The 22,985-nt window shown below is 69.7% G+C and carries 22 protein-coding genes, 1 tRNA gene and 1 other RNA gene; 3 read left to right on the forward strand and 21 right to left on the reverse strand.

The features are described from left to right. Positions 1-45: 45 nt before the first annotated feature. The 14 genes from ACQEUR_RS13105 to ACQEUR_RS13170 form a co-directional block, all read right to left on the reverse strand. Complete coding sequence (locus tag ACQEUR_RS13105) at positions 46-1,458, reverse strand: hypothetical protein (protein WP_433029904.1); 1,413 nt, start codon at positions 1,456-1,458, stop codon at positions 46-48. A 22-nt stretch (positions 1,459-1,480) separates the two neighbouring features. Then, positions 1,481-1,711 carry a helix-turn-helix domain-containing protein gene (locus ACQEUR_RS13110; protein ID WP_433029906.1) on the reverse strand — a complete coding sequence of 77 codons (231 nt, stop codon included), beginning with the start codon at positions 1,709-1,711 and terminating at the stop codon, positions 1,481-1,483. A 171-nt stretch (positions 1,712-1,882) separates the two neighbouring features. Continuing rightward, a complete protein-coding gene (locus tag ACQEUR_RS13115; RefSeq protein ID WP_433029908.1) occupies positions 1,883-2,587 on the reverse strand; it encodes a hypothetical protein in 705 nt (234 codons plus the stop codon). Between the two features lie 199 nt (positions 2,588-2,786). After that, positions 2,787-4,547, reverse strand: coding sequence for a DUF2637 domain-containing protein (locus ACQEUR_RS13120; protein ID WP_433029909.1), 1,761 nt, complete (start codon positions 4,545-4,547; stop codon positions 2,787-2,789). A 329-nt stretch (positions 4,548-4,876) separates the two neighbouring features. Then, entirely contained in the window at positions 4,877-5,365 is a 489-nt protein-coding gene (locus tag ACQEUR_RS13125) for a hypothetical protein (protein ID WP_433029911.1), read from the reverse strand. A 63-nt stretch (positions 5,366-5,428) separates the two neighbouring features. Next, positions 5,429-6,664, reverse strand: coding sequence for a DUF7221 family queuine tRNA-ribosyltransferase-like protein (locus tag ACQEUR_RS13130; protein WP_433029913.1), 1,236 nt, complete (start codon positions 6,662-6,664; stop codon positions 5,429-5,431). Then, positions 6,661-7,764, reverse strand: coding sequence for a DNA-methyltransferase (locus ACQEUR_RS13135; RefSeq protein ID WP_433029915.1), 1,104 nt, complete (start codon positions 7,762-7,764; stop codon positions 6,661-6,663). Before ACQEUR_RS13135 ends, ACQEUR_RS13130 begins: the two co-directional genes overlap by 4 nt. Further along, positions 7,761-8,630, reverse strand: coding sequence for a hypothetical protein (locus tag ACQEUR_RS13140; protein WP_433029917.1), 870 nt, complete (start codon positions 8,628-8,630; stop codon positions 7,761-7,763). The genes ACQEUR_RS13135 and ACQEUR_RS13140 overlap by 4 nt, the downstream gene beginning before the upstream one ends. Positions 8,631-8,772: 142 nt before the next feature. Then, on the reverse strand, positions 8,773-10,368 hold the full coding sequence (locus ACQEUR_RS13145; RefSeq protein WP_433029919.1) for a ParB/RepB/Spo0J family partition protein: 1,596 nt from the start codon (positions 10,366-10,368) through the stop codon (positions 8,773-8,775). 243 nt (positions 10,369-10,611) lie between these two features. Beyond that, entirely contained in the window at positions 10,612-10,968 is a 357-nt protein-coding gene (locus tag ACQEUR_RS13150; RefSeq protein ID WP_433029921.1) for a hypothetical protein, read from the reverse strand. Next, a complete protein-coding gene (locus tag ACQEUR_RS13155; protein WP_433029923.1) occupies positions 10,965-11,831 on the reverse strand; it encodes a hypothetical protein in 867 nt (288 codons plus the stop codon). The genes ACQEUR_RS13150 and ACQEUR_RS13155 overlap by 4 nt, the downstream gene beginning before the upstream one ends. A 138-nt stretch (positions 11,832-11,969) precedes the next feature. Further along, the gene (locus ACQEUR_RS13160; protein ID WP_433029925.1) at positions 11,970-12,272 is read right to left on the reverse strand and encodes a hypothetical protein; all 303 of its coding nucleotides are present in this window, start codon (positions 12,270-12,272) and stop codon (positions 11,970-11,972) included. A 30-nt stretch (positions 12,273-12,302) separates the two neighbouring features. Beyond that, a complete protein-coding gene (locus ACQEUR_RS13165; protein ID WP_433029927.1) occupies positions 12,303-12,734 on the reverse strand; it encodes a hypothetical protein in 432 nt (143 codons plus the stop codon). Positions 12,735-13,192: 458 nt separating this feature from the next. Next, positions 13,193-14,074 carry a DUF6042 family protein gene (locus ACQEUR_RS13170; RefSeq protein ID WP_433029929.1) on the reverse strand — a complete coding sequence of 294 codons (882 nt, stop codon included), beginning with the start codon at positions 14,072-14,074 and terminating at the stop codon, positions 13,193-13,195. Between the two features lie 313 nt (positions 14,075-14,387). Here ACQEUR_RS13170 and ACQEUR_RS13175 point away from each other — a divergent pair, with 313 nt between their 5' ends. Continuing rightward, entirely contained in the window at positions 14,388-14,840 is a 453-nt protein-coding gene (locus ACQEUR_RS13175; protein WP_433029931.1) for a hypothetical protein, read from the forward strand. Further along, on the forward strand, positions 14,753-16,288 hold the full coding sequence (locus ACQEUR_RS13180; protein ID WP_433029933.1) for a relaxase/mobilization nuclease domain-containing protein: 1,536 nt from the start codon (positions 14,753-14,755) through the stop codon (positions 16,286-16,288). Before ACQEUR_RS13175 ends, ACQEUR_RS13180 begins: the two co-directional genes overlap by 88 nt. Before the next feature lie 87 nt (positions 16,289-16,375). Here ACQEUR_RS13180 and ACQEUR_RS13185 read toward each other — a convergent pair whose 3' ends face one another. From ACQEUR_RS13185 to ACQEUR_RS13195, 3 genes are all read right to left on the reverse strand, one after another. After that, positions 16,376-17,515: a tyrosine-type recombinase/integrase gene (locus ACQEUR_RS13185; protein ID WP_433029935.1), complete on the reverse strand. Its 1,140-nt coding sequence runs from the start codon at positions 17,513-17,515 to the stop codon at positions 16,376-16,378. Between the two features lie 645 nt (positions 17,516-18,160). Then, positions 18,161-18,233, reverse strand: a tRNA-Ala gene (locus ACQEUR_RS13190). An 84-nt stretch (positions 18,234-18,317) separates the two neighbouring features. Further along, the gene (locus ACQEUR_RS13195) at positions 18,318-18,908 is read right to left on the reverse strand and encodes a YqgE/AlgH family protein (RefSeq protein WP_433030027.1); all 591 of its coding nucleotides are present in this window, start codon (positions 18,906-18,908) and stop codon (positions 18,318-18,320) included. A 235-nt stretch (positions 18,909-19,143) separates the two neighbouring features. Between ACQEUR_RS13195 and ACQEUR_RS13200 the strand changes: the two genes are divergently transcribed. Continuing rightward, positions 19,144-19,947, forward strand: coding sequence for an S-methyl-5'-thioadenosine phosphorylase (locus ACQEUR_RS13200; RefSeq protein ID WP_433029937.1), 804 nt, complete (start codon positions 19,144-19,146; stop codon positions 19,945-19,947). Between the two features lie 34 nt (positions 19,948-19,981). On the opposite strand, the gene ACQEUR_RS13205 is transcribed toward ACQEUR_RS13200, so the two are convergent. The 4 genes from ACQEUR_RS13205 to ftsX all read right to left on the reverse strand — a co-directional run bounded on the left by ACQEUR_RS13205 (position 19,982) and on the right by ftsX (position 22,929). Further along, on the reverse strand, positions 19,982-20,581 hold the full coding sequence (locus ACQEUR_RS13205; RefSeq protein ID WP_433029939.1) for a hypothetical protein: 600 nt from the start codon (positions 20,579-20,581) through the stop codon (positions 19,982-19,984). Between the two features lie 186 nt (positions 20,582-20,767). Then, positions 20,768-21,143, reverse strand: a transfer-messenger RNA (tmRNA) gene (ssrA, locus tag ACQEUR_RS13210). Positions 21,144-21,328: 185 nt separating this feature from the next. Next, entirely contained in the window at positions 21,329-21,805 is a 477-nt protein-coding gene (gene smpB / locus ACQEUR_RS13215; protein WP_433029941.1) for an SsrA-binding protein SmpB, read from the reverse strand. Between the two features lie 248 nt (positions 21,806-22,053). Continuing rightward, on the reverse strand, positions 22,054-22,929 hold the full coding sequence (ftsX, locus tag ACQEUR_RS13220) for a permease-like cell division protein FtsX (protein ID WP_433029943.1): 876 nt from the start codon (positions 22,927-22,929) through the stop codon (positions 22,054-22,056). Positions 22,930-22,985: the final 56 nt, after the last annotated feature.

Consider the following 22,985-nt stretch of genomic DNA (forward strand, 5'->3'; position numbering starts at 1 on the left):
AGGTTCCATATCGTCGACGCTGCGGGATGCGGGTTTCCGGCGGCGCTACCGGGAGCGGCTACGGGTGGGCCGTGCGGTGGGCCGTCGCGGGGCTATGGCTAGCGGCTGCTCGGATGCCGGCGCTGCGGGCGGCCACCGGTGGACGGCGGCCGTCGAGTGCAGGTGGGCCGCGGCGGTGGAGGCCGCGGCGGCTTGGCTACGGCGTTGCTGGGCTTGTCGGATGGTGGCGAGGTTGTCGGCGAAGCCGGCCAGCAGGTAGACCAGTTGGACGGCGGCGATGCCGTCGCGGCCGTTGCTGAGCTGTCCCATGAGCCCTACCAGCCGGGCGAGGGAGCGCAGGTGCACGGCGCGGGCGTCCGGAGCGGAGGGTGGGGTTCGACGCCGGTCACCGATCGCGTGACGGAGTAGTTCTGCGGTGTCGGCCAGGCGCTGTGCCTGCGGTTCCGAAACCGCCGTCGCAGTGGCGGTCAGGACGTCAGCTACGGCGTGGGCTGCCTGTGCGGACAGCGGTTGCGACGGCTGGGTGAGGTCGTTGGTGGCGCTCGTGACCGCGTCTGCCGTCTCCTGCCACAGGTGCTCGCGCTGCTCTGGCGTGGTGGGCACGGGGGCTTCAGAGGGGCGGGGTGCCTGGGCCCAGCGGATACGCAGGTGCGTCAGGGTCAGGTCGGGGGCGAGCTGACCGCCGCCGAACCAGCGCAGTTGGTCGCCGCGGGGCGGGGCGGGGTGGCTGACGGCGTAGCCGGTGACGCTGTTGTCGGCGCGGCTGCGCCGTAGTCGCACCCGCAGCCCGGCTGCCCGCAGCCGGCGTATGAAGTCGTCCTCGTCGGTGGCGACGACGGCTGCTGCTCGGACCTGGCGCCGCAGCCGGTCACGGGCCGAGGGGGGCGTAGAGCGTCGTGTCGGTGCGTCGTGCGGAGTGCCTGGCGTTGTCGCGCCTGGCTCCGGCGAAGGCGGTGCGAGCCCGAGTCGGCGCTCAATGCTGCGGATGGCGTACGCGCAGCGGTGCCGATCGTCGCTGGCCGGTTCGGTCCGGCCGTCCTGGCGGACAAGGGTGGCGACGATGTCGACCCGTGCGTGTCCGTGCGCTACAGCGATCCACCGCACCGCGTTGCGGTCGCCGTGTGGCGCCAGGCCGGCTTCGTCGAGGAGATCCCTGACCGCGGCGGCCCACTCCCGGTGGGTGAGCCGCCGTTCGGCGGGGTCGAGTTCGAGGGTGCAGCGCCAGACCGGCCGGGCCGGGCCGGCGGCGCCCGCCCTCATCGGTTCGGTGAGCATCGTGGCCAGGTGTGCGGTGTCGTAGCCGCCCGGTCTGGACGCTGGTTCCAGGTCTGCCAGTTCGCCGTGGCCGTCCCAGGCGGCGACCAACCGGGGTGCCGGATCGGTCACGTCGCGGGCGGCGTACGCGCGGCGGATCGCGGCGCCCACGAGGGTGCCGCGGGCGTGCACTCGGGTGATCATCGAAGGATCCCGGTCGGCGGGGCTAGTCGACGTCGAGGAGCTTGAGCAGGGCCGGGATGCTGACGAGGTAGCGGCGACCGATGCGGAGGATCTTCACCGGGAACTCGTTGGTCTTGGCCAGCTCGTACGCCTTGGTTCGGCCGATGCCGAGGATCTCCCCGGCGGTTTCGATGTCGGTGGTCATGCCGAGGGCGCGCACGGCCTGTTCGGTCCAGACCTGGGACTGGGGCGTGGTCGCGGTACTGGTCGTCATCGGTCCTCCCGCTGTTGTCTGGTGCCGACCTTGGGGTCTGCGACAACAGCGACGGTGCCGATGACGGGGTGGCGCCAGGGCTACCCCTGCGATGTCCTGAGCTAGGCGTAGCGCAGCCGGATCAGGTGGCCGGTGACGACAACCAGCCGCAGTGCTACGGGTAGCTCGGGCTCATCCTCCGGCGCCCGGTTGCGCGTCCTGTTTCGGCCGGCCGGTGCTCGACGCGGATCCAGTGCGATTGTTGATCCAGCTTTCGACCCGGTGACGCTTCCAGGAGCGGATGATCCCGCGACGGCCTGGCTCCTCCAGATCCGGCTTGATCAAGTAACCGTCCCGACCTTCTTCCCAGGCCGGGGCGCTCTTCTCCACGTACTTGGACCAGGCTCCGTGGGTGACTCGGATCAGGGTGCGGAATTCCTTGGCGGTGATCAGCTCGTCCGGATCGCCCTCCAGACTGACCTGGTGCACCCTCGCCATGCGAGCGGTCCGCTTGACTTGGAAGTAGGAGGCGTTGAACGCGTCGAGATCGTCAAGCGCGTACCACTCCTGGCCGTCAACCACGTCGACGGGCTCCCGCCAGCCGGTGGTAGGGCGTTGCTTGGGTGAGGCGACCAGGTTGATGGTGTGCAGGCTCCGGTCGAGGTATTCAGCAGCTCCGCGTCGGTTGGTGCAGGGGCGCCCGTTGATCACCCGTAGCTCCACGCGTCCCCCTGCGTTCACGTCCCGCTGTGCCCCGGCGTCGCCCGCCAGGCAGCCGTTTCCGCTTCCGCTCGCCGCAGCCGGGCGGCTCCGGTCGCGGGTGAGGGTCACTGTACCGGCAGCAACGTCACCGGTTGCTTCCGCTGCTTCCGGAAGCACCACGTCAATCCGCATCATGAACCGTCCTCCGCGCACGTGGCCAGGTGTAATAAGCATCCGCAGGCATCTGGCGACGCTCTGGCGTCGGCCGGGCGGCGGATCGAGCGGGGCCAGCGGGGCTGTGCGGGCGGGCGATGGCATCGCGCTCGGTGTGAGTACGGGCAACGCCTCCCGGGAAGCCCGGGAGGCGTTGCCGAATCGGGGAGTGACGTGCAGGTCAGGTGCCGGCGGTGGCGAGTTCTCGCCGCGATGCCGCAGAGAGCACACTCCGGACCGTCCGGTCGGTGACGCCCGCCAAAGTCGCCAGATCCTGCTGCTTCGCCTTCGGGTGATCCCGGTGTGCTTCGAGCACCGCCAGGACGGTGGCAGGGCTGATCCGGTCGACCTGCGGTACCGGCCGCCCGTCGAACATCAGTGGCTCGCCCGCTGACGCGTTCGACGACGTCCGGCGACGGCGTGGCGACATCCGCTCCATGAGCCCGCGGATCTGCTCCTCCGCGGCCTCGCGGCGCTGCTGTTCGTCAGCGAGGGCACGCTCGGCGGTTGCCGTCCGCACCTCCAGGTCCCTCTGTACCCGCGCCTGCTCCCTGCCCTTGAGCCGGAAGTTGGCGACCTCCGTTTCCGCGAGTTCGCCGCGCCGGCGCCACTCCTGAGCTTCCGCTTCCGCCTGCCCCCGGCCCCGGGCCGCCTGCTCCGCTTCCGCTCGCGCAGTCGCTGCTGCTTCCTCGGCCGCCGCCCGCAGGGCCGCTTCGTGCTCCGCCCGCCGCGTCGCTCGTTGCGCCTCCTCAGCTGCTTCCGCTCGCCGCGCTGCTTCCGCTTCCGCTGCCTGCCGAGCCGCCCGGGTTTCCGCTTCCGCCTGAGCGAGACGCGTCGCTTCTGCATGCAGCCGCGCTTCCGCTTCCGTCAGCGCCACGCGGGCCAGGCGGGCATCCTCCTGCGCCGCTTCCATCTCTTTGCGCGCCGGCCCGGGTAGCGCCAGTGACGGTACCGAGGTGCCGGTCTGGGCAAGGTGCAGCAGCAGCGTCAGGGCCTTGCCGGTTTCCCCCGCACGGGCAGCTTTGCGGGCGGCGGTGCGCGCCTGCTTCCGGACGTCTGCCGCGAGCGCCTCCCGCCGTTCCCGGTCGCGCTCGACGGCGGCGAGCCGGCGGCGCTCACGGCGAGCGGCTTCGGCACGAGCGACCAGCGCAGCCGCGCCGGGGCTCAGCCGGTCCAGCACGTCCAACCGCCAGGCGGTGAAGGTCGAGCGGGGGGCCACCAGCCACCGCCGCCATCCGAACCGCTCTGGTGGTGGCGGCAGCATGCCCCGGTCGCGCAGCGTCGGCCTGTGCTTGGCTCCGCTGCGGACCTCGTAGACGATGATGCCGAGCGCCGAGAGGAACGACAGCCCGACCGCCTTGACCGGGTCGGTGTGGTGGCCGATGGCGTTGATCGCGACCGCCGCCGCCGTGCATATCCAGATCAGCGCCCGCGCTGCGAGCGCCCGCTCCCCAGCGAGGCGCTGCTGCTGTGCGGTCAGGGCCATCGCCAGGCCCGTGCCCTCGATGGCGACCGCCGCCACGACGCCGATCGGCGTGGGCAGACCGTTGATCCTGGCAGCATCGACCTGCCCATACACGGCGCCCGCTACGGCGAGGCCGTAGATCACGCCGGAGTAGACCGAGGCGGCGTTGGCCCGTACGTACTCGACGCGACGCGCGTACCAGGCCGCCGTGTCCTGCCGGCGGGTCTGCCGCCGCTTCCGCCTCGCCTCGCGCTGGTTCTCGCGCTCCTTCCGGCGACGCTCGGCGCGGTCAGCCTTTTGCCGATCGCGCTGGTCATCCAGGCGCAGCCGCCCCTCCTGCTCGCGCAGGCGCCGCTCCACCGCCGCGTCCTCGTCGGCGATCCGCTGCTCGCCGGTCAGCCGCGTCCGTTCGGCGGTCGCCAGCTCACGGGCGACTCGCCGGTCGGTCCGGGCCAGGTTGGTCAGGTCGGTGCTCATCGCGCCACCGGGCCTTCCAGCACTCCCCGCGCCGGCACCTGGTGAATCGGGGGCCGAGGGAACGGCGGTGTCGAAGCCGTAAGGTCTGTCATGGGTCGGACCTCCGTTGTCCGATCAAGGTCCCGGCCGGTGGGTTGCCTCCACCGGCCGGAACCGCTGCGTTTACGGGCCGAATGGGGCACCAACGGTGGGTGATCATCCGGCTTATCGTGGGAGCTACGGGTTATCGGCAGCGCTACGGGTAACGCGCCTGGTGTACGGTGCTCGGATTTCCCTTCCCAGCCGGGGGGCGGCGGGCCGCCCTGACCGCACGCTCCGCTTGGTGCCGCTCAGCGCGCCTGCGGCTGGCCGGGCGAGGGGCGGGTCGGCGCGGCGAACGCCTTGACGCAGTAGCCGGAGCAGTGCTCCCTCCAGGTGGTGTCGTCGGCGTCATCGGCATAGAGCAGGTGACCGGCGGCCCGGCGGGTGCCGAGTCGATACCCGGCGGCGCGAAGCCGGGTGGCGGCGTCGGCGCGGCTGATGACGCACCAGCCCTCCGCGCGCAACACAACCTCCACCTCGGCCGTCGTCCGCTGGGCGAAGGGATGCCCGGCCGGCAGCGGTACCGGCGTGGTCGCCTCCAGCAAGCTGAACCCGCGGGCCGGGACCGGGCCGTTGTCGTGGTGGGGACGGATGACGATCAGGCCGGCGGCCCCGGTCGGCAGGTGCAGCCACACCTCACCGAGGTCGGCGGCAGCGAGCGGGTCACCAGGCCAACCGCCGAGGCGGCCGGCGCGGCGGCCGGCCCCGTCGAGGTGGCTCGTCACGCGCGTTGTCATGAGGTCTCCCGAGGACTTGGCGTCGGGCAGTACCGCCCGACGTGACTTGTAATGATACCGCACTTAGTTGAGGTTGCCGCCCGGGTCATCGAAAAGCGTGAGCTGGTCGGGGTGCGGAGCGTGGGGACGGGAGCGCCGGGCCGATGTTCTATGCCGGCCGCTCAGCGACGTCAGGGGCGGGACTGACGGCAGGTCGACCAGCGGTGTCGGCGGCGCGAACGTAGCGCGTGCGGCGTACCGCAGGGCGTCCATCACCTCCTCTCGGTAGGCCAAGGCGTAGCGGAAGCAGTTACGGCAGTCGGTAGGAACTCGGCAGCCGGTCGCAGGGTCCGGACGGCTCAGATGGGTGCAACCGGGCAGGCGGATGCGCTCTCTTCGGGCCGTGGCCGACCAGGCTTGGCTGTCGGAGCTGGCCAGCAGCGGGCCGACGAGCCGTAGCGCGTTGATGCTCACGCCGAATCCGTGCATCCGCATGTCCAGCGGCGTGAGGGTACCCAGGACGCGGGCCACCTCACGCTGGGAGCCACGCCGGCACAGGCTGCCGACACCAACGCGCATGCCGGCCAGGTTCACCCCTGCGGCCTGGTACATGCGGTGGTGCTCGACGTACTCCCATGGATGCCACCCCTGCAACGTCGGCAGCCACGGGATGTGCGGGAACTGCTCGGCCAGGTAGAGGTAGTTGGTCAGGGTCGCTTCCTGGTGCTCCCGCACGGTGGCTCCGGTGCGGCGCAGGCACTGTGGTTCGCAGGGCCAGTCCTGGATGCCGACGGCATCGGGCGGTCCCACGTCCTCCTGGAAGCGGGTCCACATGGCCCCGTACTCGTCCGGGTGCGCGAACCAGGGGTGTCCCTCCGGATCGGCGCGCAGGATCAGTGCGGCGTAGGCGCCGGAGTCACCGGCCCACGGTGCCCCGTTCATCCGTACCGGAAAGTCGTCGCCGCGCCGCCGGTACCTGGACAGGGTGGTCGCCGAGAGGAACAGCGGCACGGGTGATTCGTTCAGCCGATGGGGATGCCCCACCCCGAGGTAGAAGGTGGTCCGGCGCGCGGCGTCGGGATGGGACTCGCTGATGGTCCAGGGAGTGACCGGCCCCCAGGGCGTGCCCACGCGTTCGGGGCCGAGGCCGAACCGGGCCGCGTGCGCGTCCCAGCGGGCGCGACGCTCCTGCGCCGTTTGTGGCGGTGGGGGCCACTGCGTCAGGTTCTGCTTTCCCAGGAACGCCAGCAGTTCCGCAGCTCGTCGCGGGGAGACGCCGGAGGCTGGGACGGTGACGCGGCGGATCGTGTCGACGGTCATGCCGGCGCTCCGGCCGGCGCGTCGAAGAGCGTGAGCTGCTCGGTCTCGGGCCGGAGGACGGGCACGACCTCGGCGAGAATGCGCCCCATGGTCAGGCGCAAGCTCTCCGCGTTCAGGTCCCCGCCGTAGAAGCGTCGCCCATCCTGGAGGGCTGCGATCGCGGTGGTGCCCGAGCCGAGGAACGGGTCCGCGACCAGATGGTCGAGGTCGGTGGTGGCCCGGATCACCCGGGACACCAGCGCCGGGTGCAGCGAGTTGTCGTAGCGCAGGAGGTTCCGGCGGCGCTGCTCGGGGATGTCGGTCCACAGGTCCGTGGCGTAGATCTGCCCGGTACGGCCTCGGGGCATCTCCGGCGGTAGGTGGAACACCCGGGCGGGGTCGGTGAGCGGTCCCTTGCACAGCAGCGTCACCCGGTGGTGTTGGTGGACGAAGCGGCGCCGGGTGTAGAGACCGAAGCTGCGCGCGACGGCGATCGAGTTAACGTAGGTGAGCCCCGCGTCTTCGGCCGTCACCTGGACCCGCGCTGCCTGCTGGGCGCCGGTGACCACAGCGAGGTAGCCGCCGGGGCGAAGCGCCGTGCTGGCCGCCCCGATCCACTCCGAGGTGAACGCGGCGTAGGCGGCCGGGTCAACGTCCACGTATCCCGGCATCACCTGGTCCTGGTTCCGGCCGTACGTGCGCCGGTAGGCAGAACGGTGGTCACCTCGTCCGAGCGCCCACGGCGGGTCCGCGACGATGAGGTCGATCGGCTCGGCCGCATCGCGCAGCACGGTGGCCGCCGCGCCGAGCACCAGCTCGATGTGCGACGGGTCGGCGGGCAGCCAAATCAGCAGCGCCCGGCGCGGCCGGGTGGTCGAGCCTTCGAGCAGCCAGACGGCTTTTCCGGTACCCGCCGGCCGGGCGCGGCCCTGCCGTTTGAAGGCGTGCAGCGCCGAGCGCAGTCGCCGCTTGTACTGGGCCTGACCATCCTGGATGGTCCGGCGGCCGTCCGCCCGGTCGGCCAGGCCCGCCTGCTCGGCCAGCCGGTACAGCTCGGGCAGGGTGTAGCAGCCACGCTCCAGGGTGCGCAGCAGGTCAGCTTCGGTCCGCAGCGGGGTCACAGGGTCACCGCCGGGTCCGTCGCGAGCGGGTACGGCAGTTCGACCAGGCCGATCGGGCAACGCCTGCGCCAGCCCCTGTCCCCCACCGGCCAGGCGAAGCGGTGGCAGCCGCGATGACGGACCCGCCGAGCGCCGATCCCGGCGAGGGCGAGTTCCAGCCACTCGCCGGGGGTCAGGTCCATGCCGGCCCGCGCGTACTCGGCCACCATCTCTGGCAACGGGCGGGCGCCCAGAGCCACGAGCCGAGCCCGGACACCCGACGCCCCGCGCTCCCCGGCGCGCACCTTCTGGCCCGCTCTGGCTGTCAGTACGGTGCCGTCCGGCAGGATCGTGATGGTCCTGGCGGTTCCCCGCCCCAGGTACCTTCCGCGAGTAACGCGGTACACGTGCCCGACGTGTCCGGGCATGAGGAGTTCGCCTGCTAGGATCCGGGGCATCGGGTCGGAGAAGGCGACGAGCCCGCGAATGCCCTGCTCGGCGGCGAGCCGAAACAGTTGGCCCAGGACCCAGCTCTCCGCGTTGGACGGCACCTCATCGAGCAGGATAAGGCGGCTGATCTCGGCAGCCCGGCCGGGTCCGAGGGTGGGGAACGGCTTGGTCAGCACGGCGGGGTGCATCGGCACGCCGAGCACAACCGCCCCGACCAGATGGTCGCCTTCGAGCAGCCCGAAGGACATCCGGGCGGCTGGAAAACTCCTGCTGTAGTGGTGCTCGGCGACGAATCGGCGGGCCGCAGCCTCCGGTACCGGTTCCAGCCGGTAGCGGCGCTGGTCGAAGCCACCCTCGTGCACCGGCCGCCAGGTGTGGTTACCGCCGCGCCACCGCTGGCAGAAGGCAGGGTCGAACAGGGAGAGTTGTTCAAGCATGGTGTGCCCCCGTTGATCTGTTCGAGGGGTGTGAGCGGGCGGGTCGCCGCCCCTGGGCAGGTCGACCTGGGCGCCATTGGCGTCGCTGGTCGCCGGTTCCTCCGGCCACCGCTAGGCGGCGGCCGGAGAGCCGCGCGGCTGGCTACGCCTCGGGGGCGGCCAGGGTGCCGGGGTTGGCGTCGGTGGCCGGCAGCGGTGACTCACCGCATGCCCGCAGCTCGACCGTGGACAGCTCGTACCCGTTGGCTTCGAGATAGCGCAGGTAGCGGGTGGTGCTGTCGCTGACGGTGCGCCACGAGTTGCGGCTCGTCGCCTCTTCGTACGCGGCGAGCAGCAGGCCCAGCGCGATCATCTGGGCGCGCTCGTCGCTGGCCTTGCCGACGAGTTCGACCATCGCCGGGGCTCGCCGGCCGAGCGTGGGAGCCTGGTCCGGCAGGCCGAGCAGGTCATGGGCCAGCTGGTTGCCGCCGGTCAGCGCCGATGTGACGGCGTGGTCGGTACGGGCGAGGCTGCCGGCGATGAAGGCGGCGGCCGTCTTCGGCGCGGCCTTGCGAGCGAGGAACGTGCGCAGCCAGCTCCGGCGGACCGTCTCGGCGCTGTCCCACGCCTTGTTGGACTGGATCACGTCACGGCGCTGGGCGCGGGCTTCCTCCCGTTCGGTGTCAGTCATCTCCGTGACGGTCTTGCGTCCGCTGCCGGAGTCGTGCCCCCGCCAGCGCGGCGCGTGTCCGTGGGCGGCGAAGTCGGTGCACACGTACTCAGGCAGCCAGGCGCGGTACGGGCGCGCGGGTTCCGGGTCCTCAGCGTCCTCGTTTGCCTCGGCTGGGGTGTCGTCGCCCCACGGATCGTCCCCGTCGTCCTCGTCGGCATCGTCCTCGTCCGGGTGGACCCATTCGTCGTCGAGAAAGGCAGCGTGCCCCGGGCAGGAGGCGTGGTTGTCCTCGGTGAGTTGCTCCTCGCCGTGCTTCAGCTCCGACAGCCGCTTGACCTTCTCGTCGTTCCGCGACGGCCGGTCAACCACGGTGATCCCGGCGGCGGCGAGGGCTGCGGCGGCTTCGGCCTTCGCCGCCTCCTCCGCGCGGGCGTCACGCAACTTCTGCGCCTCGTGGTCGAATCCGCCGCGCTGAGCGGCGACCACGAGCCGCTTGACCGCCTCCGCGTCGTCCTCGAACTCCGCGACCACTGCGGCCTGGTCGATGCTCAGGAACTCCCACCGTTGGGTCGCGCCGCGGGCGAGCTTGCTGCGGGCCACGGTGAGCGCCTTGTCGACCACGGGCCGGCTCGTGGACATCCGCTTGGCGATCTCCCCGGCCGGGACACCGCACAGGGCGAGTTGGTCGTACGCGGCCACGCGCTCAGCGACGGTGAGGGGCTCGCGTTGGTCGTTCTCGTTCACCTGGTCGGTCAGCCGATCGGCCTCGTCCGGCTTGGGGACCACCATCACCCGCACCCACGGGCGCTGGGCTTGCACGGCCGCGAGGGTCCGGCGTTGCCCACGCAGCACCACGAGGCGGCCGTGGTCGTCGCGGTAGGCGACAACCGGCTCCAGGACGCCACGAGTGCGGACGTTCTCCACGTAGGTCTTGCGCAACCGTGGGTCCAGGCGCACGTTGGCGCCTACGACCAGGGTCGCGGGGTCGACACGAAGCAGTTCATCCTCGAACTGCTCGTCATCGAACTGCTCGTCTTCGACGGCGGTCGCGGTGGCCGTGGCCGTCATGGGAGCAGGGAGCGTCACGGTGAAGGTCCTTCCAAGGAGTGTGCGGGCAGCAGCGACTGCGACGGCAGCGGGCACGGTTGGCCCACCGCGTCGGCGGCGGTTGGTGAGGGGGTGGGAGGGCGATGAGCTGCGCTACGGGCCGCAGCGGCTACGCTGGCCCGTGCGAGCCGTCTGGCGGTACGCCGGGCTCGGGTTGTAGCGGCCTGGAGCCCCGGTGTCGGCCCGCGCGACGCAAGACCGCGCGGGCCGGCACCGCTACGCTCAGTCCAGCGAGATCTCCAGCTCGCACTGACCTATCAGTTGCTGGTGCATCCACGTGCGGATCCGATACCGGGCCATCCCGTCGGCGGCGGGTAGCTCGGCGGTCTCCACGTCGACCGGCACCAGCGCGTCGGCCATGCGGACGTACACCGCGACGAGGGCATCGCGCACGGCGGGGCCGTGCAGACGCCGGGTGATCTCCGCGTGGGCGACCGCCCACACGCCTCCGACGATGAGGCCGGCGTCTGGGCGCAGGGGGGTCAGGACGATGTAGGTCGCGGACTGGCGGGTGGGCATCACGTTCTCGGCCGGCGCAGGGTTCGAGTGCTCGGCGTCGCCGGATTCCTGGCCGGTCACTGCACACCGCCGGGGCGTTCGACCCTGGTCACGTTCTCGATCGACGGAAGGGCTTCCCACACCTGTCCGGTCCAGATCTGGTAGGTCTCGCCGTCGTTCAGGAGCCGCTTGTGATGAAGCGCCCGCACGATGGCAGCCCACCAGGTCGGGTCGGCCGGTGCAGCGGCGCCAAATGGGGGGCTTTTGACGCGGCCGTGGCCTTGCCCGGCGGGCTGGATCGGCGTGAGCAGGCGGACCGGCGTCAGGCCCCTCGTCAACACCTGACGCACGGCGTCGGCTGTCTCCTGCTCATCGATCAGGGCGTCCAACACGGTCTCGACGGTCACGGCCGCACCGGCCTCGTCGCGGCACTGCCCCACGAACTCCGCCAGGTCAAACGGCGTGGCCTCGACGGGCTCGAACCAGGTATCGGTGCCGTAGTCGTTGAGGATTCGGCCGGCAACCTGCTCATCGAGATACAGCACGGCGCTGTATCCCACCCTGGAGCCCCCGAGGTCGCGCTGCCGCAGGTCTCGCGCGCGCAAGCGTCCGTGCGGCGCCCGCAGCCCGGTGTGCGGCAGCACCATCATGCTGTCCGTCTCCGTACCCGTCGCCTTGGATGATGGTGCTGGTGGGGCGAGCAGGAAGGTCTGTCCGCCGGAAAGGTCCTGCACCGTGCCGGCGTCGGTGACGACGTTGTAGCGGGCGCGCCGACCGGAGAGGGCCTCCTTGTCGAGGACCGTCGCTGCGGTCGCGCCGGTCTTGACTCGGCTCGGGTGCCAGTCGCCCCGAGTGCGGGTCGATGCCTTGGCCGGGTCGTCGGTGATGAGGATCCGGTCACCGAGGACCAGGCCGGCGGTGGTCTTCTTGCCTTGAGCCGTCATGGACGATCCTTCTGTCTGGCGGTTGTCGGTGACGACGTGAGCCGGGTGGTAGCGACACCCGTAGGCCACACACGTCGGGAGGTCAGAGCCGTACGAGCGGCCGGTGGCAGCGGTTAACGGGCACCAAAGGCGACGGGTTTAGTCGCAGTCGGCCGGTGTGCCGCAGCGGCAAACGGCCTGCACAAGGGCCACCGCGTTGGCCTCTGCGAGGTGTTCGATCGCCGCGCGTGCGGAGCTGAACCGCAGATCCATCTCGCTGAGGTCGGGCGACCACACGTCGCCGGAGCCCAGATGCCATCCGCCGTCCGGTGAGCGGAGGGCCACCGCTAGGCACACGTCCCCATGCGCGCCGGCCCAGGCACGCACCTCGTCGGCGGAGTCCTCGTCGGCGCCGCCGCAGAACTGCCAGCGGAACAACACGGTTTCCTTGATCAGGTTCATCGTCACCCACTCCTTGTAATGATGCCGCATCTAGGACTGGCGCCGATCGGTGGTCGATACAGCCTCTCCCGGATCGACGCGAGCGGCTGTGCCGATCAGCCGAGCGATGCGCCCCGGCAGCATCTCCAACAGCCGTTCGATGTAGTTGGTCCAACCGGGTGTCGACTCGATGTGCGAACGACCGGCATTGATGAGCTGATACCAGGCGTAGCAGAGTTCGTAGGCGGCCACGGCAGCCCCCGAGCCGTGCGGACAACCAGATCGGGCCACAACCCAGGCCACAGCCCTTCCGCCGTTGGCTGTGAACAGGTTGGCATTCAGGGCAGAAGAGACGGCCGTGAAGCCGTTGATGTCCGGCACCACCAACTCGGGCACCGGGAGGCATTGGGCAGCAGCCGGGTGCACGGTCTCGATGGCAGCCGCGATCTCACGTCGAGCGTCCACCAGGATTGCGCGAATCACGTCGAAACGTTCCTCGGGAGCCGAAGCGCTACGGGGCACATGAACCTCCGGAAGGGGTCTGGATTCTGTCCGGAAGGATTCGATCTCCTTCCACTTGTAATGATACCGCATCAATGTCGAGGGCGGTAGCCTCCCAGGTCATCTGACCTGCAGAAACGGGGAACGACCACAGCTCCGTTGGCCACCACTGCACCCCTCGGCACCGACAGCCAAGTCGCCTCGGCAGCGCGACCCAAGATCGAGTTGTCGGACACCGCCGCCCTATCGGTGATTCGAGTCGGCCGCTGCTGCGCCGTCCCAGTCCGGAGCCCGGGTGCGTGGAGGGGCGGAGCAAGTTGTAGTACCGGTCACCGGATGTGCCGACCGAGCGCGGTCGGCACATCCGGCAACCGGTAGGAGCACTGACCCGGCGGGGTCAGTGAAGAGGGGAGCGCGGTGGGCACCGTAGCGCCGCTACGTCAGGCTTCCGGGCGGTCGACAGGACTGTTCAGCTGGATCGACAGCCTGTCGGCGTAGAAGCGCTCTGGATCGAGCACCAGGTCGAATCGCTGGTGAGACTCCAGGCGTTCAACGTCGGCCGGCCTACCGTGGCGCAACGCGGCGAAGTCTCCCTCGTCGAGCAGCACCAGCACGGCGTGCCGCACATCCTCTGGGTCACTGGCAGTTGCCGCGGCGAGGCGGTCAAGGCTGGAGGGCAGCGAGGTTTGCGCGATGGCGCCGTCCTCATCAAGGAACTGCCGCAGGACGGCTTGGGACAGCCGGGCGTACCGGGACTGCCAGCGCACACGGTCCTCGGCCGCCCGCTCCTCGGGCGTCATGGGAAGCGCTTCGGTCGGCAACGGTGGATCGGCAGCCAGGCGCAGCACGTCCTCATCGCCACGCGCCTCAGCCTGGACGAGACCTACGGCGACCATCAGGTCGAGCACCTGCTCTGCGGTACGGACTGGCGCGAGACCCATCCGCGTCGTCAGCACGTCGTACTCAGCGACCCGCGCCGCGCGCTCGGCAACCTCTTCCTCGAACGCCTGGACTGGATCATGATCTGGGTCATCGGGGTCGCGGTCATCGTCTGACGGCGGCGCCGCTGGCTCCCATGCAGGTGCCTCGGGAAGGCTCGCCACGAGCGTTTCGGGATCCTCGCCTCGGTCCAGATCTATACCAATGCGGCGAGCGTGCAGGATGTTCTGAGCAGCCAGGAGTTCACTCCGGGCGATCTCGGAGAACTGATTCAGGATCATCTCGAAATCAAGTGCCGCATGTGGCAGCCATCGGAACCAGCCCAGCTGGTACAGGACCGGTACCCGGATCGGCTCGTGCTCAAGGGACTCCAGCTCTGTCACCCCGGGATCGTAGCGTTCGGCTACACAGCGATACCCTCACGCACGACCTCGACCACGCCTGCGACCCTCTGGGAGGCTTCCGCCTTGCAGAGCGGAAGCCTTACATCGCATCGGATCAATTTCGACTGGTTCCGCTTCCGCCCTCGGCGGGACGGTCTGGCGGGTTCGCTTCCGGTTGTGGGCTCTTGCTTCCGCTGTGACGCACGACCGGAAGCGGAACCGGAACCAAGCCGGAACCGCTGCCCGTAGCGTCTCCGATAACCCCGCCGCCGCACGTTCGGACGCAGGAACGTACGAAGCGGAGGCGACGAGGGTGGACATCCGTACGCGAGCAGCGACCGGCGACACGTCAAGCCCACGTGGCGCTGACCGGCGTCACCAGTTCCCTGGCCGGCGGCAACGGATCAACCTCCGACTCGACGAGGCCGAACACGGCGACGTGGTGACAGCTGCTGCCCGCGCCGGGCTGACACCGACCGGCTTCTGCGCCGATGCCGCGTTGGCCGCCGCCAGGGGCAACACCGCACCTGGCGGCCTGATCGCCGGAACTGGCGTCACCCGAGCAGAGCTCGCCACCATGCAGCGGGAACTTTTCGCTGCTCGGACCGCCGTAACGCGCACCGGCACCAACCTCAATCAAGCCACCACGGCATTCAACGCCACCGGCGAGGCGCCCGTATGGCTCGACCACGCCGTCAGGCGGTGCGTGCAGGCGCTCGACAAACTCGACGCCCTCGTGGCCGACATCGACCGGCGGCTGCACTGATCCCCGCCATCCACCCCCGCGGCACGAATGTAGGCGGCCTACTCCGCTACCTGTTCGGCCCGGGGAAGGCTGAGGAACACGTCAACCCCCACCTCGTCGCTGCATGGTCCGGCCCCAGCCAACTACCGTCTCTGGAACCGCCGACCCAAGCATCCGGGCGCCACGACGTCCGGGCCTTGGCCCGCCTGCTCGAACAGCCGGTCCGCGCCGGCAAGAACCCTCCGCAGAAGTTCGTCTGGCACGCCTCCGTCCGCAACCACATCACCGACCGGATCCTCAGTGACAGCCAGTGGGCGCACATCGCCGCCGAGATGGTCGCCGCCGTCGGTATCGCCCCGCACGGCGACCCAGATGCCGTGCGATGGGTGGCGGTCCGCCACGCCGACGACCACATCCACATCGTGGCAACACTCGTCCGACAGGACGGCGAAGCCGTCTGGGCCTGGAACGAACGCCTCAAGGCCCAGACCGCCGCCCGCGACCTCGAACAACGCTACGGCCTGCACCAGGTCGGCCCGGTCGACCACACCAGCCACCGCCGACCTACCGCCGCCGAGCAGAACAAGTCCCACCGACAGGGCCAGCCAGAGATTCCCAGGGACAGGCTCCGCCGCGAGGTACGTGCCGCCGCAGCCGCAGCGGCCGACGAGAACGACTTCGTCGACCGCCTCCAATCGGCGGGTGTTCTCGTGCGGCTCCGGCACAGCACCGCCAACCCGGACGAGGTCACCGGCTACGCCGTCGGACTCCCCGACCACCACACAAGCACCGGCGACACCGTCTGGTACGGCGGCGGCCGGCTCGCCCCGGATCTCACCCTCCCCCAGCTCCGACGACGCTGGGGCTCAGGCTCCGGAACGATCTCGCACGGCAGCGCCCAGCACCCGGGGCGCCCAGGGGTCCAGCACCGGACGAACGCGTTCCGTCGGGCAACAGCAGCGGCGGACAAAGGCGCCCGTCACCTCACGGCTGACCGAATCGGCGACGAGGACGACATCGCATCCCTCGCCGAGGCCGCAGCCGACGTCCTAGCGTCCACGGCGCGGGCGTTCGAGGGCCGCAAAGGTGGGCACCTCACCGACGCCTCGGAAACCTTCGACCGGGCGGCACGCGAGCCACGCCGACGACGTCCCCGTTCCCTGCATCCTGCTGCGGGTCAGCTCCGGTCCATGTCTCGACTCATTTCAGCAGCAGGCCGGCTCACCAGCGAGCATGACACCGCCGCCGCGCTGCAACTGGTACTGCGCATGTCGATGATCGCGGACAACCTAGCCGCCATACGCGAGGCCCAGGACAGGCTTCACCAGGCCCGCGCCGCGCAACTCGCTGCTGAACGGCTGCGAAGGCTAGCCACCGCCTTGCGTTCTCAGGTCTCCCACCCGGCGGCCCACGCGTATACAAGCACCGTACGTCCGCCAGGAGGGCGGGCGGCACGAGGAATCAGTTGATCGGTCCGCAGACATAGGGGCATCGACGGAAGCACGGCAGGGGCGGAGCCCATTTGAGACTCCGCCCCGTCGTCCGTATCGCCTTGATTACTGGTGGGCAAGCCTTCCCAGGATCGTCTCTTCCATGATCTCAGCGGATCGTCGCTCCGACTCCGGTAGAACGTGGGTGTAGACCTCGTCCGTCATCCTCGCCCGCGCATGACCCAGCCGCTTCTGCATTGCGTGTCGCGGCACCCCATGATCGGCACCAACGGTCGCGGATGTGTGGCGCCCGTCGTGCAACACGATCACGGGTACACCTGCGGCAATGCAGAGAGCCCGGAAGCGGTCCGTAAAATACTTCGGGTGGTAAGGCGTGCCGTCTTCCTTACAAAAGACGTACCCGAGTTCCTTGTACAACAGACCAGCGTCGGCCATCTCCTTCTGCTGTCGGCGCTGGTGATCCGACAGCACTATGCCCAGCGCAGAGCCGAAGAGAATGGTCCTCTTGCTTTTGCCCTTCGGCGCCTTCTCGACGACACCGCCCTCGACTTCGCCCGACGCAACTGCGCGCTGCCAGTGGACATGAACGATCTTGCGCTCCAGGTCGATCTTCGGCCACTTCAACCCGGCCAGTTCTCCGCGGCGCATACCGGCCACGATGACGAGCACCCAGGCTGCGTAGAGCCGGTCACCGGCGACATACTCCAGAAATTGAGCACACTGCTTCGCCGTCCAAATCCCCTTACGGCCATACTCCTCGCGTTCGTCCGGGCGAGGCTGCCGGACGCCATCGATCACGACACCAAAGTCCTTGAGCGCCTTCATCAGTGTGCGGTGGACGTGCCTGACCGTCTCTGCGGATAGCCCTGTACCCTTCCTTCCCCCCTTCTTCAATAGATGACGATAGAAGTCATTGATGACTTGCTTGTCCAGGTCATACAGTCGCCGAGCACCCAGCCGTGGAATGATGTACTTCATGATCGCGTTGCGGTAGTTGCTCAACGTCGTCACCGCAACGTCTAGCTCGCGCTCTTCCAGCCACTTGACCAGTTCTGCGGCGACCGTCCCGTCTGCCGCCAACTCGGCTTGGCCGAACTGCTTGCGAGCCAAGTCCTCGGCCTTTAGCGCCTCCTTCTCCGTCTCGAACCCACGGACAAACTTCTGGTTACGCTTGCCGTCATCTCCGCGCGGCAGATCGATGACGTAGTACCAGGTGCTCCGCTTCGGATCTTGTCGGACGCTCATCGCACGCCCCCGTTCAGCGAGGCGTGGGCGTAGAAGCGTTCATCCGCAGTTGCCCGACGGGCGACGGCCCACCGGCCGTAGGCCGGCTCGTACGCGGCTAGACGGCTTGCCGGGACAATCGCGAATGCGACCGGTTGAGCGGTCCGCGATCGTCGGGTCTTAGGGTGGTTCATGGGTTGGACCTCCTGAGTCCAATCAAGGTCCCGGTCAGGTGGTGGAGCACGTGGCCGGGACCGCCTTCTATGCCTGGGCGCGACGATCCGGAGCGCGGTGATCTCACCGCGCTCATCGTGAGCGGCCAGGGTTATCGGGAGCGCTACGGCTGAGAGGGCCATCCCGCGTAGGTACCGCAGAAGCGGCGAGCGGAGGCGTTACGGGGGGACAGGTGGAAATCTGACCGCGCAGCGGCCCTTCTCATCGTCGACCCGCGTGGGGCCGTCGAGGTGCTACGCGTCGGGTACGACGGGGCGTCAGGAACTAGCCCTGTACCTGGATTACAGACCGCCACCTGTTCCTCCCGTGCTCACAGCCGAGCGCCATGGGAATCAGCGTAACGGATCATTGTGAGCACGACGGTGAGCACAAGATCGGAATCCATCGAACCAAGTCGATGGATTCCGATCTCCCACCTGCGGTGGAACAAGGTGGAGCCGAGGGGACTCGAACCCCTGACCCCCACACTGCCAGTGTGGTGCGCTACCAGCTGCGCCACGGCCCCTTGCCTGCCCGGTCTCCCGGGCACCCGCGCAATATTACACAGCTTCCCCGGGGCGGTCATCCGAGGGGGCACCGAGCCGGAAGATCAGTTGAGCGTCACGTCGGGGGGGAAGTGGGCGACCGCCGCCATGATCCCGCCCTGGCGGCGCAGCACCATCGGCCAGAGATCATCCGGGCGTTCCATGAAGGCGTCGCCGGGCAGCGCGTCCAGGACGAACCAGGAGCCGCGGGCGATCTCCTCTTCGACCTGGCCGGGAGACCAGCCTGAGTAGCCGGCGAAGACCCGGATCCCGCTGACCGCCTCCCGCAGCCGGTCGGGGTCGACGGAGAGGTCCACCGTGCCGACCGCGCCGGAGACCTGGTGGATGCCCTTCACCCGCTGGTGGGGCGTCCGCATCCGGGCCAGGCAGATCGCCGACTCGGGCTGCACCGGCCCGCCCTCGAAGAGCACCGCCGGATCCCGGGCCAGCCCGCCCCAGGGGCCGAGCACCTCGGAGACCGGCACCTCGGTGGCCCGGTTCAGCACCACCCCGAGAGCGCCGCCGGGCTCGTGGGCGACCATCAGCACGACCGTACGGTCGAAGTTCGGGTCCTTCAGCGCAGGGGTCGCGACCAGCAGTTGCCCGGTCATCGACTCCATAGACCGCCCCCCGATCGCCTGCCCCTCGCCATGCACGCCAGTCACCCCGCTACCCGTACGCGAGCCCGGTGAGCCGGCTGATCTCGGGATGGGTGCCCACCGGGTGGCCCGCCTGGCCCCTGGAGCCTCGACGAGCGGTCGCGAACGTGTGCGCAGTCAACGCCATGCCTCGCACCATAGCCTGCGCAACTGGCGCTGGTTAAGGTCTGTGGGGCTAGTCCACAGAGCGCTTTCCCGGCGAGCCGCGAGCCGGAGGAGAAAGGCAGGGGTCATGCGCCCGCAGGCAGAACTCGCCGTGATCGGCGGATCCGGCCTCTACGCCCTTATGGAGGGTGCCACCGAGCACCGGATCTCGACGCCGTACGGGGAGCCCTCCGACGCGGTCACCATCGCGGAGGTGGCTGGCCGTACGGTCGCCTTCCTCCCCCGGCACGGGCGGGACCACCGCTATCCGCCGCACCTGATCCCGTACCGGGCCAACCTCTGGGCGCTGCGGTCGATCGGCGTACGCCAGATCCTGGCTCCCTGTGCGGTCGGCGGGCTCCGCCCGGAGCTCGGCCCGGGGACGTTCGTGGTGCCCGACCAGCTCATCGATCGGACCAACGGCCGGGCGCAGACCTACTACGACCAGGGGGCGGTGCACGTCTCCTTCGCCGACCCCTACTGCCCCGTCGGCCGTGGCACGGTGTTGGCGACGGCCCGGGACCACGACATCGCCGCCCACGACGGCGGCACCATGGTCGTGGTGGAGGGGCCGCGTTTCTCCACCCGGGCCGAATCCCGGTGGTACTCGGCGATCGGCGGCGCGGTCATCAACATGACCGGGCATCCGGAGGCGGTGCTCGCCCGCGAACTCGCGCTCTGCTACACCGCTGTCGCGCTCGTCACCGATCTCGACGCCGGGGTGGAGGGCGAGCACGGGGTGACCCAGGAGGAGGTGTTCCGCGTCTTCGGCGAGAACACCGCACGCCTGCGGGAGCTTCTGCTCGACGCGATCGGCCGGCTCTCGACCGAGCGCACCTGCCCCTGCCCGGCCAGCCTGGAGGGGATCAAGCTCCCCATCGAGCTGCCCTGAGCCCACGACCCGGGTGCCCGACCAGCCCGATCGGTCAGGTCTCGCCGCCGATGTCCGTCTGGTACGCCGCGTAGACCAGGTCGGCGCCGCGCTGCCGGTGCCGGGAGAGTTCCCGCAGCAGGTCGCCGGCCCAGCCGCGTACCTGTTCCACAGAGGTCTCCGGAAGGTCGACCCGGCGTTGCAGCGCGGCCATCGTGGCCGCCAGCGCGGCGTGCTCGCGGATCAGCACGTGTACGCCGCGGGCGAGCCGCGGCGCGTGGTCGAGCAGTTCCGCGTAGAGGCCGTCGGCGCCCTCGGTCACCATCATGTGCGCCGCGAACGCGCCCCGCAGACCGCCCAGCCGGGCACCCACCCGGCCTCGCCAACCGGGTTCCCGGCCCGGTGCCGCGACGGCCTGTTCCAGGCAGTGGATCTCGCCCAGCAACGCGGCCCGGTTGCGGCGCGCGACCCGCAGCGCCGGCACGTCGTCCGGCGCCGCCGCCACCGGAGCCTGGACGGCCGTCACCGGAGCGTGGACGGGCAGCCCGGAGACGGGTAGGGCGGGAATCGGTGGAGCCGGGACCGCGGCGCCGGAGACCGGCGGGACGATGCGGCCGGGGATCGGTGACTGGTGCTGGTTCGGGTCGGTCGGCATGACACCTCCCGGAGGGCACCTGCATCGGATGTCCCGATGGTGGGCCCGGCCAGTGGCCGGTGTCCAGGCATCCGGCCGGCCTCATCTGCCTCATCGGCCCCAGCCGTCGCGCCGGTCCCGATGGTCACATCAGAGATCCCGAAAAGCGGCTGCGCCCCGGTCAAGGTGACCGGGGCGCAGCCGCTGTCGTGGAGGTGCCGGGAATCGAACCCGGGTCCTTCGGCGTCTTACCAGGGCTTCTCCGAGCGCAGCTCGCTATGCCTCTACTCGGCCCCTCCGATCACGCGAGCGAGTCGGTGTGACGGGCCCAGCCGCTGATTAATCTCGCCGCACGAACCCCGCGACCGGATTCGATTGGCCAGCCTCCTAGCTGATGCCGGCTAACTGGGACGAAGGCGTTCCCAGGCCGACAGACTCACTACTCGCCTCAGGCGGCGAGAGCGAAGTCAGCGCGATTGTGCTTGGCGCTTATTGGTTTCCGACGACCGATTCTCGAGACGACGTCGGCTTCCTCGGCTCGCTTCCCCTGCCGCAACGTACGAAGTCGAAACCAGTCACCCCCTGCGTCCCACCGGCGGTACCGGCGGGTTTCCGGTGACCACCTTGATCGGCGGTCACCCTAAGCCTAACGCCTCGCCCGGCGGACTTCATCCCGGATACCGGCCCGGCGCGTCAGGTCGGGGCGGACAGCCACACCGGATCGCTAGATTCCCGACAATACGGACGCACGTCGCGACGGGCGCCGGATCACTCCATCCCCTTGCCGCGCCGGCCCGACACCCGCAGCATCTCCCGCTCGGCGTCGCGTTTGGCGAGATCCTGCCGCTTGTCGTAGGACTTCTTGCCCTTGGCCAGCCCGATCTCCACCTTGGCCCAACCGTCCGAGAAGTAGAGCGAGAGCGGCACGAGGGTGAGGCCGCTCTCCTTCAACTTCCCAATCAACCGGTTGATCTCCATCCGGTTGAGCAGGAGCTTGCGGGTCCGCCGCGGCTCGTGGTTGGTCCAGGTGCCCTGGGTGTACTCCGGAATGTGCATCCCGTGCAGGTAGAGTTCGCCGTCGCGCTCCTGGGCGAAGGCGTCCACCAGCGACGCCCGCCCGGCGCGCAGCGACTTGACCTCCGTACCGGTCAACGCCATGCCGGCCTCGAAGGTGTCGAGGATGGCGTAGTCGTGGCGCGCCTTCCGGTTGGAGGCGACGACCTTGCGCCCCTTCTCCCGTGGCATCCGCGCCACACCCCTCTCACTCGTGGATCAACCGCGCAATGCTACCTCGGCGCCGCCGGCCCCCCGCCCGGGTTTCCGCCGCGCCGGCGCCCGTCCGGCGCCCGTCCGGCGCCCGTCCGGGGAGCGGCCGGACGGGCCGGTCCGCGACGACGGCGGGGCCGACCCGACCCTGGTAGCCAGGGTCGGGTCGGCCCCGCCGTGTTCGCGGACCGGATCGGTGCTGCCCGCCGGAAGCCCGGCGGACGGCCCTAGACCCGCAGGTAGAAGCGGAGCGTGACCCAGGCGGTGATCGCGCTGACCAGACCGCCGACGCCCGCCATGAACGGGAACATCAGCAGTACGGTGCTCCACTCGATCGGGGTGAGCAGGTCGGTCAGGTCCCGCAGCGAACCGTCCAGCAGGAAGACCTTGCCGAGCACCAGCGCACCGAAGCCGATGATCGCGCCGAGCATGCCGGCGACCACCGCCTCCAGCACGAACGGTGCCTGGATGAACCAGTTCGAGGCGCCGACCAGCTTCATGACCGCGACCTCGCGCCGCTTGCTGTACGCCGCCACCTGGATCGTGTTGCCGACCAGCAACAGGGCGGCGATCGCCATCACCGAGGCCGACACCAGGGCCATGGTCTGTACGGCGCCGAGGATGCTGAAGATCTTTTCGAGCAACCGCCGCTGGTCGACGATGTCGTCGATGCCCTCGGTGTCCTTGTATCGGTCGAAGATCTGCTGGTACTGCTCGGGGTTGACCAGGTTGACCCGGAACGACTCGGGCAACTTGTCGGCCTGGACCGCCTTGACCAGGTCGGGCGAGTCCGCGAAGAGCTGCTGGAACCGCTGGAACGCCTCCTCCTTGGTCTCGTGCTTGACCGCCCGGACCAACGGGTCGTTCTCCAGCGACGCCTGCAACTCCGTACGCTGCGCCTCGGTCACCGCGGCGTCGAGGAAGATCGACACCTCGATGTCCTTGTAGTAGGCGTCTTTCATGGCGTCGACCTGCAGGTACATCAGGCCACTGGCGCCCAGCATGGTGAGCGAGACCGCCATCGTGATGATCATCGCGATGGTCATGGTCACGTTCCGCCACAGCCCGACCATCACCTCGGACAGGACGTATTTCAAGCGCATCGGGGGTTCCTTCCGGATCTCCGCAGAGGGTCGGTCGTCGGATCAGGGCCGGCGCA

The organism is Plantactinospora sp. CA-290183 (assembly GCF_050936375.1).
GTDB lineage: Bacteria > Actinomycetota > Actinomycetes > Mycobacteriales > Micromonosporaceae > Plantactinospora.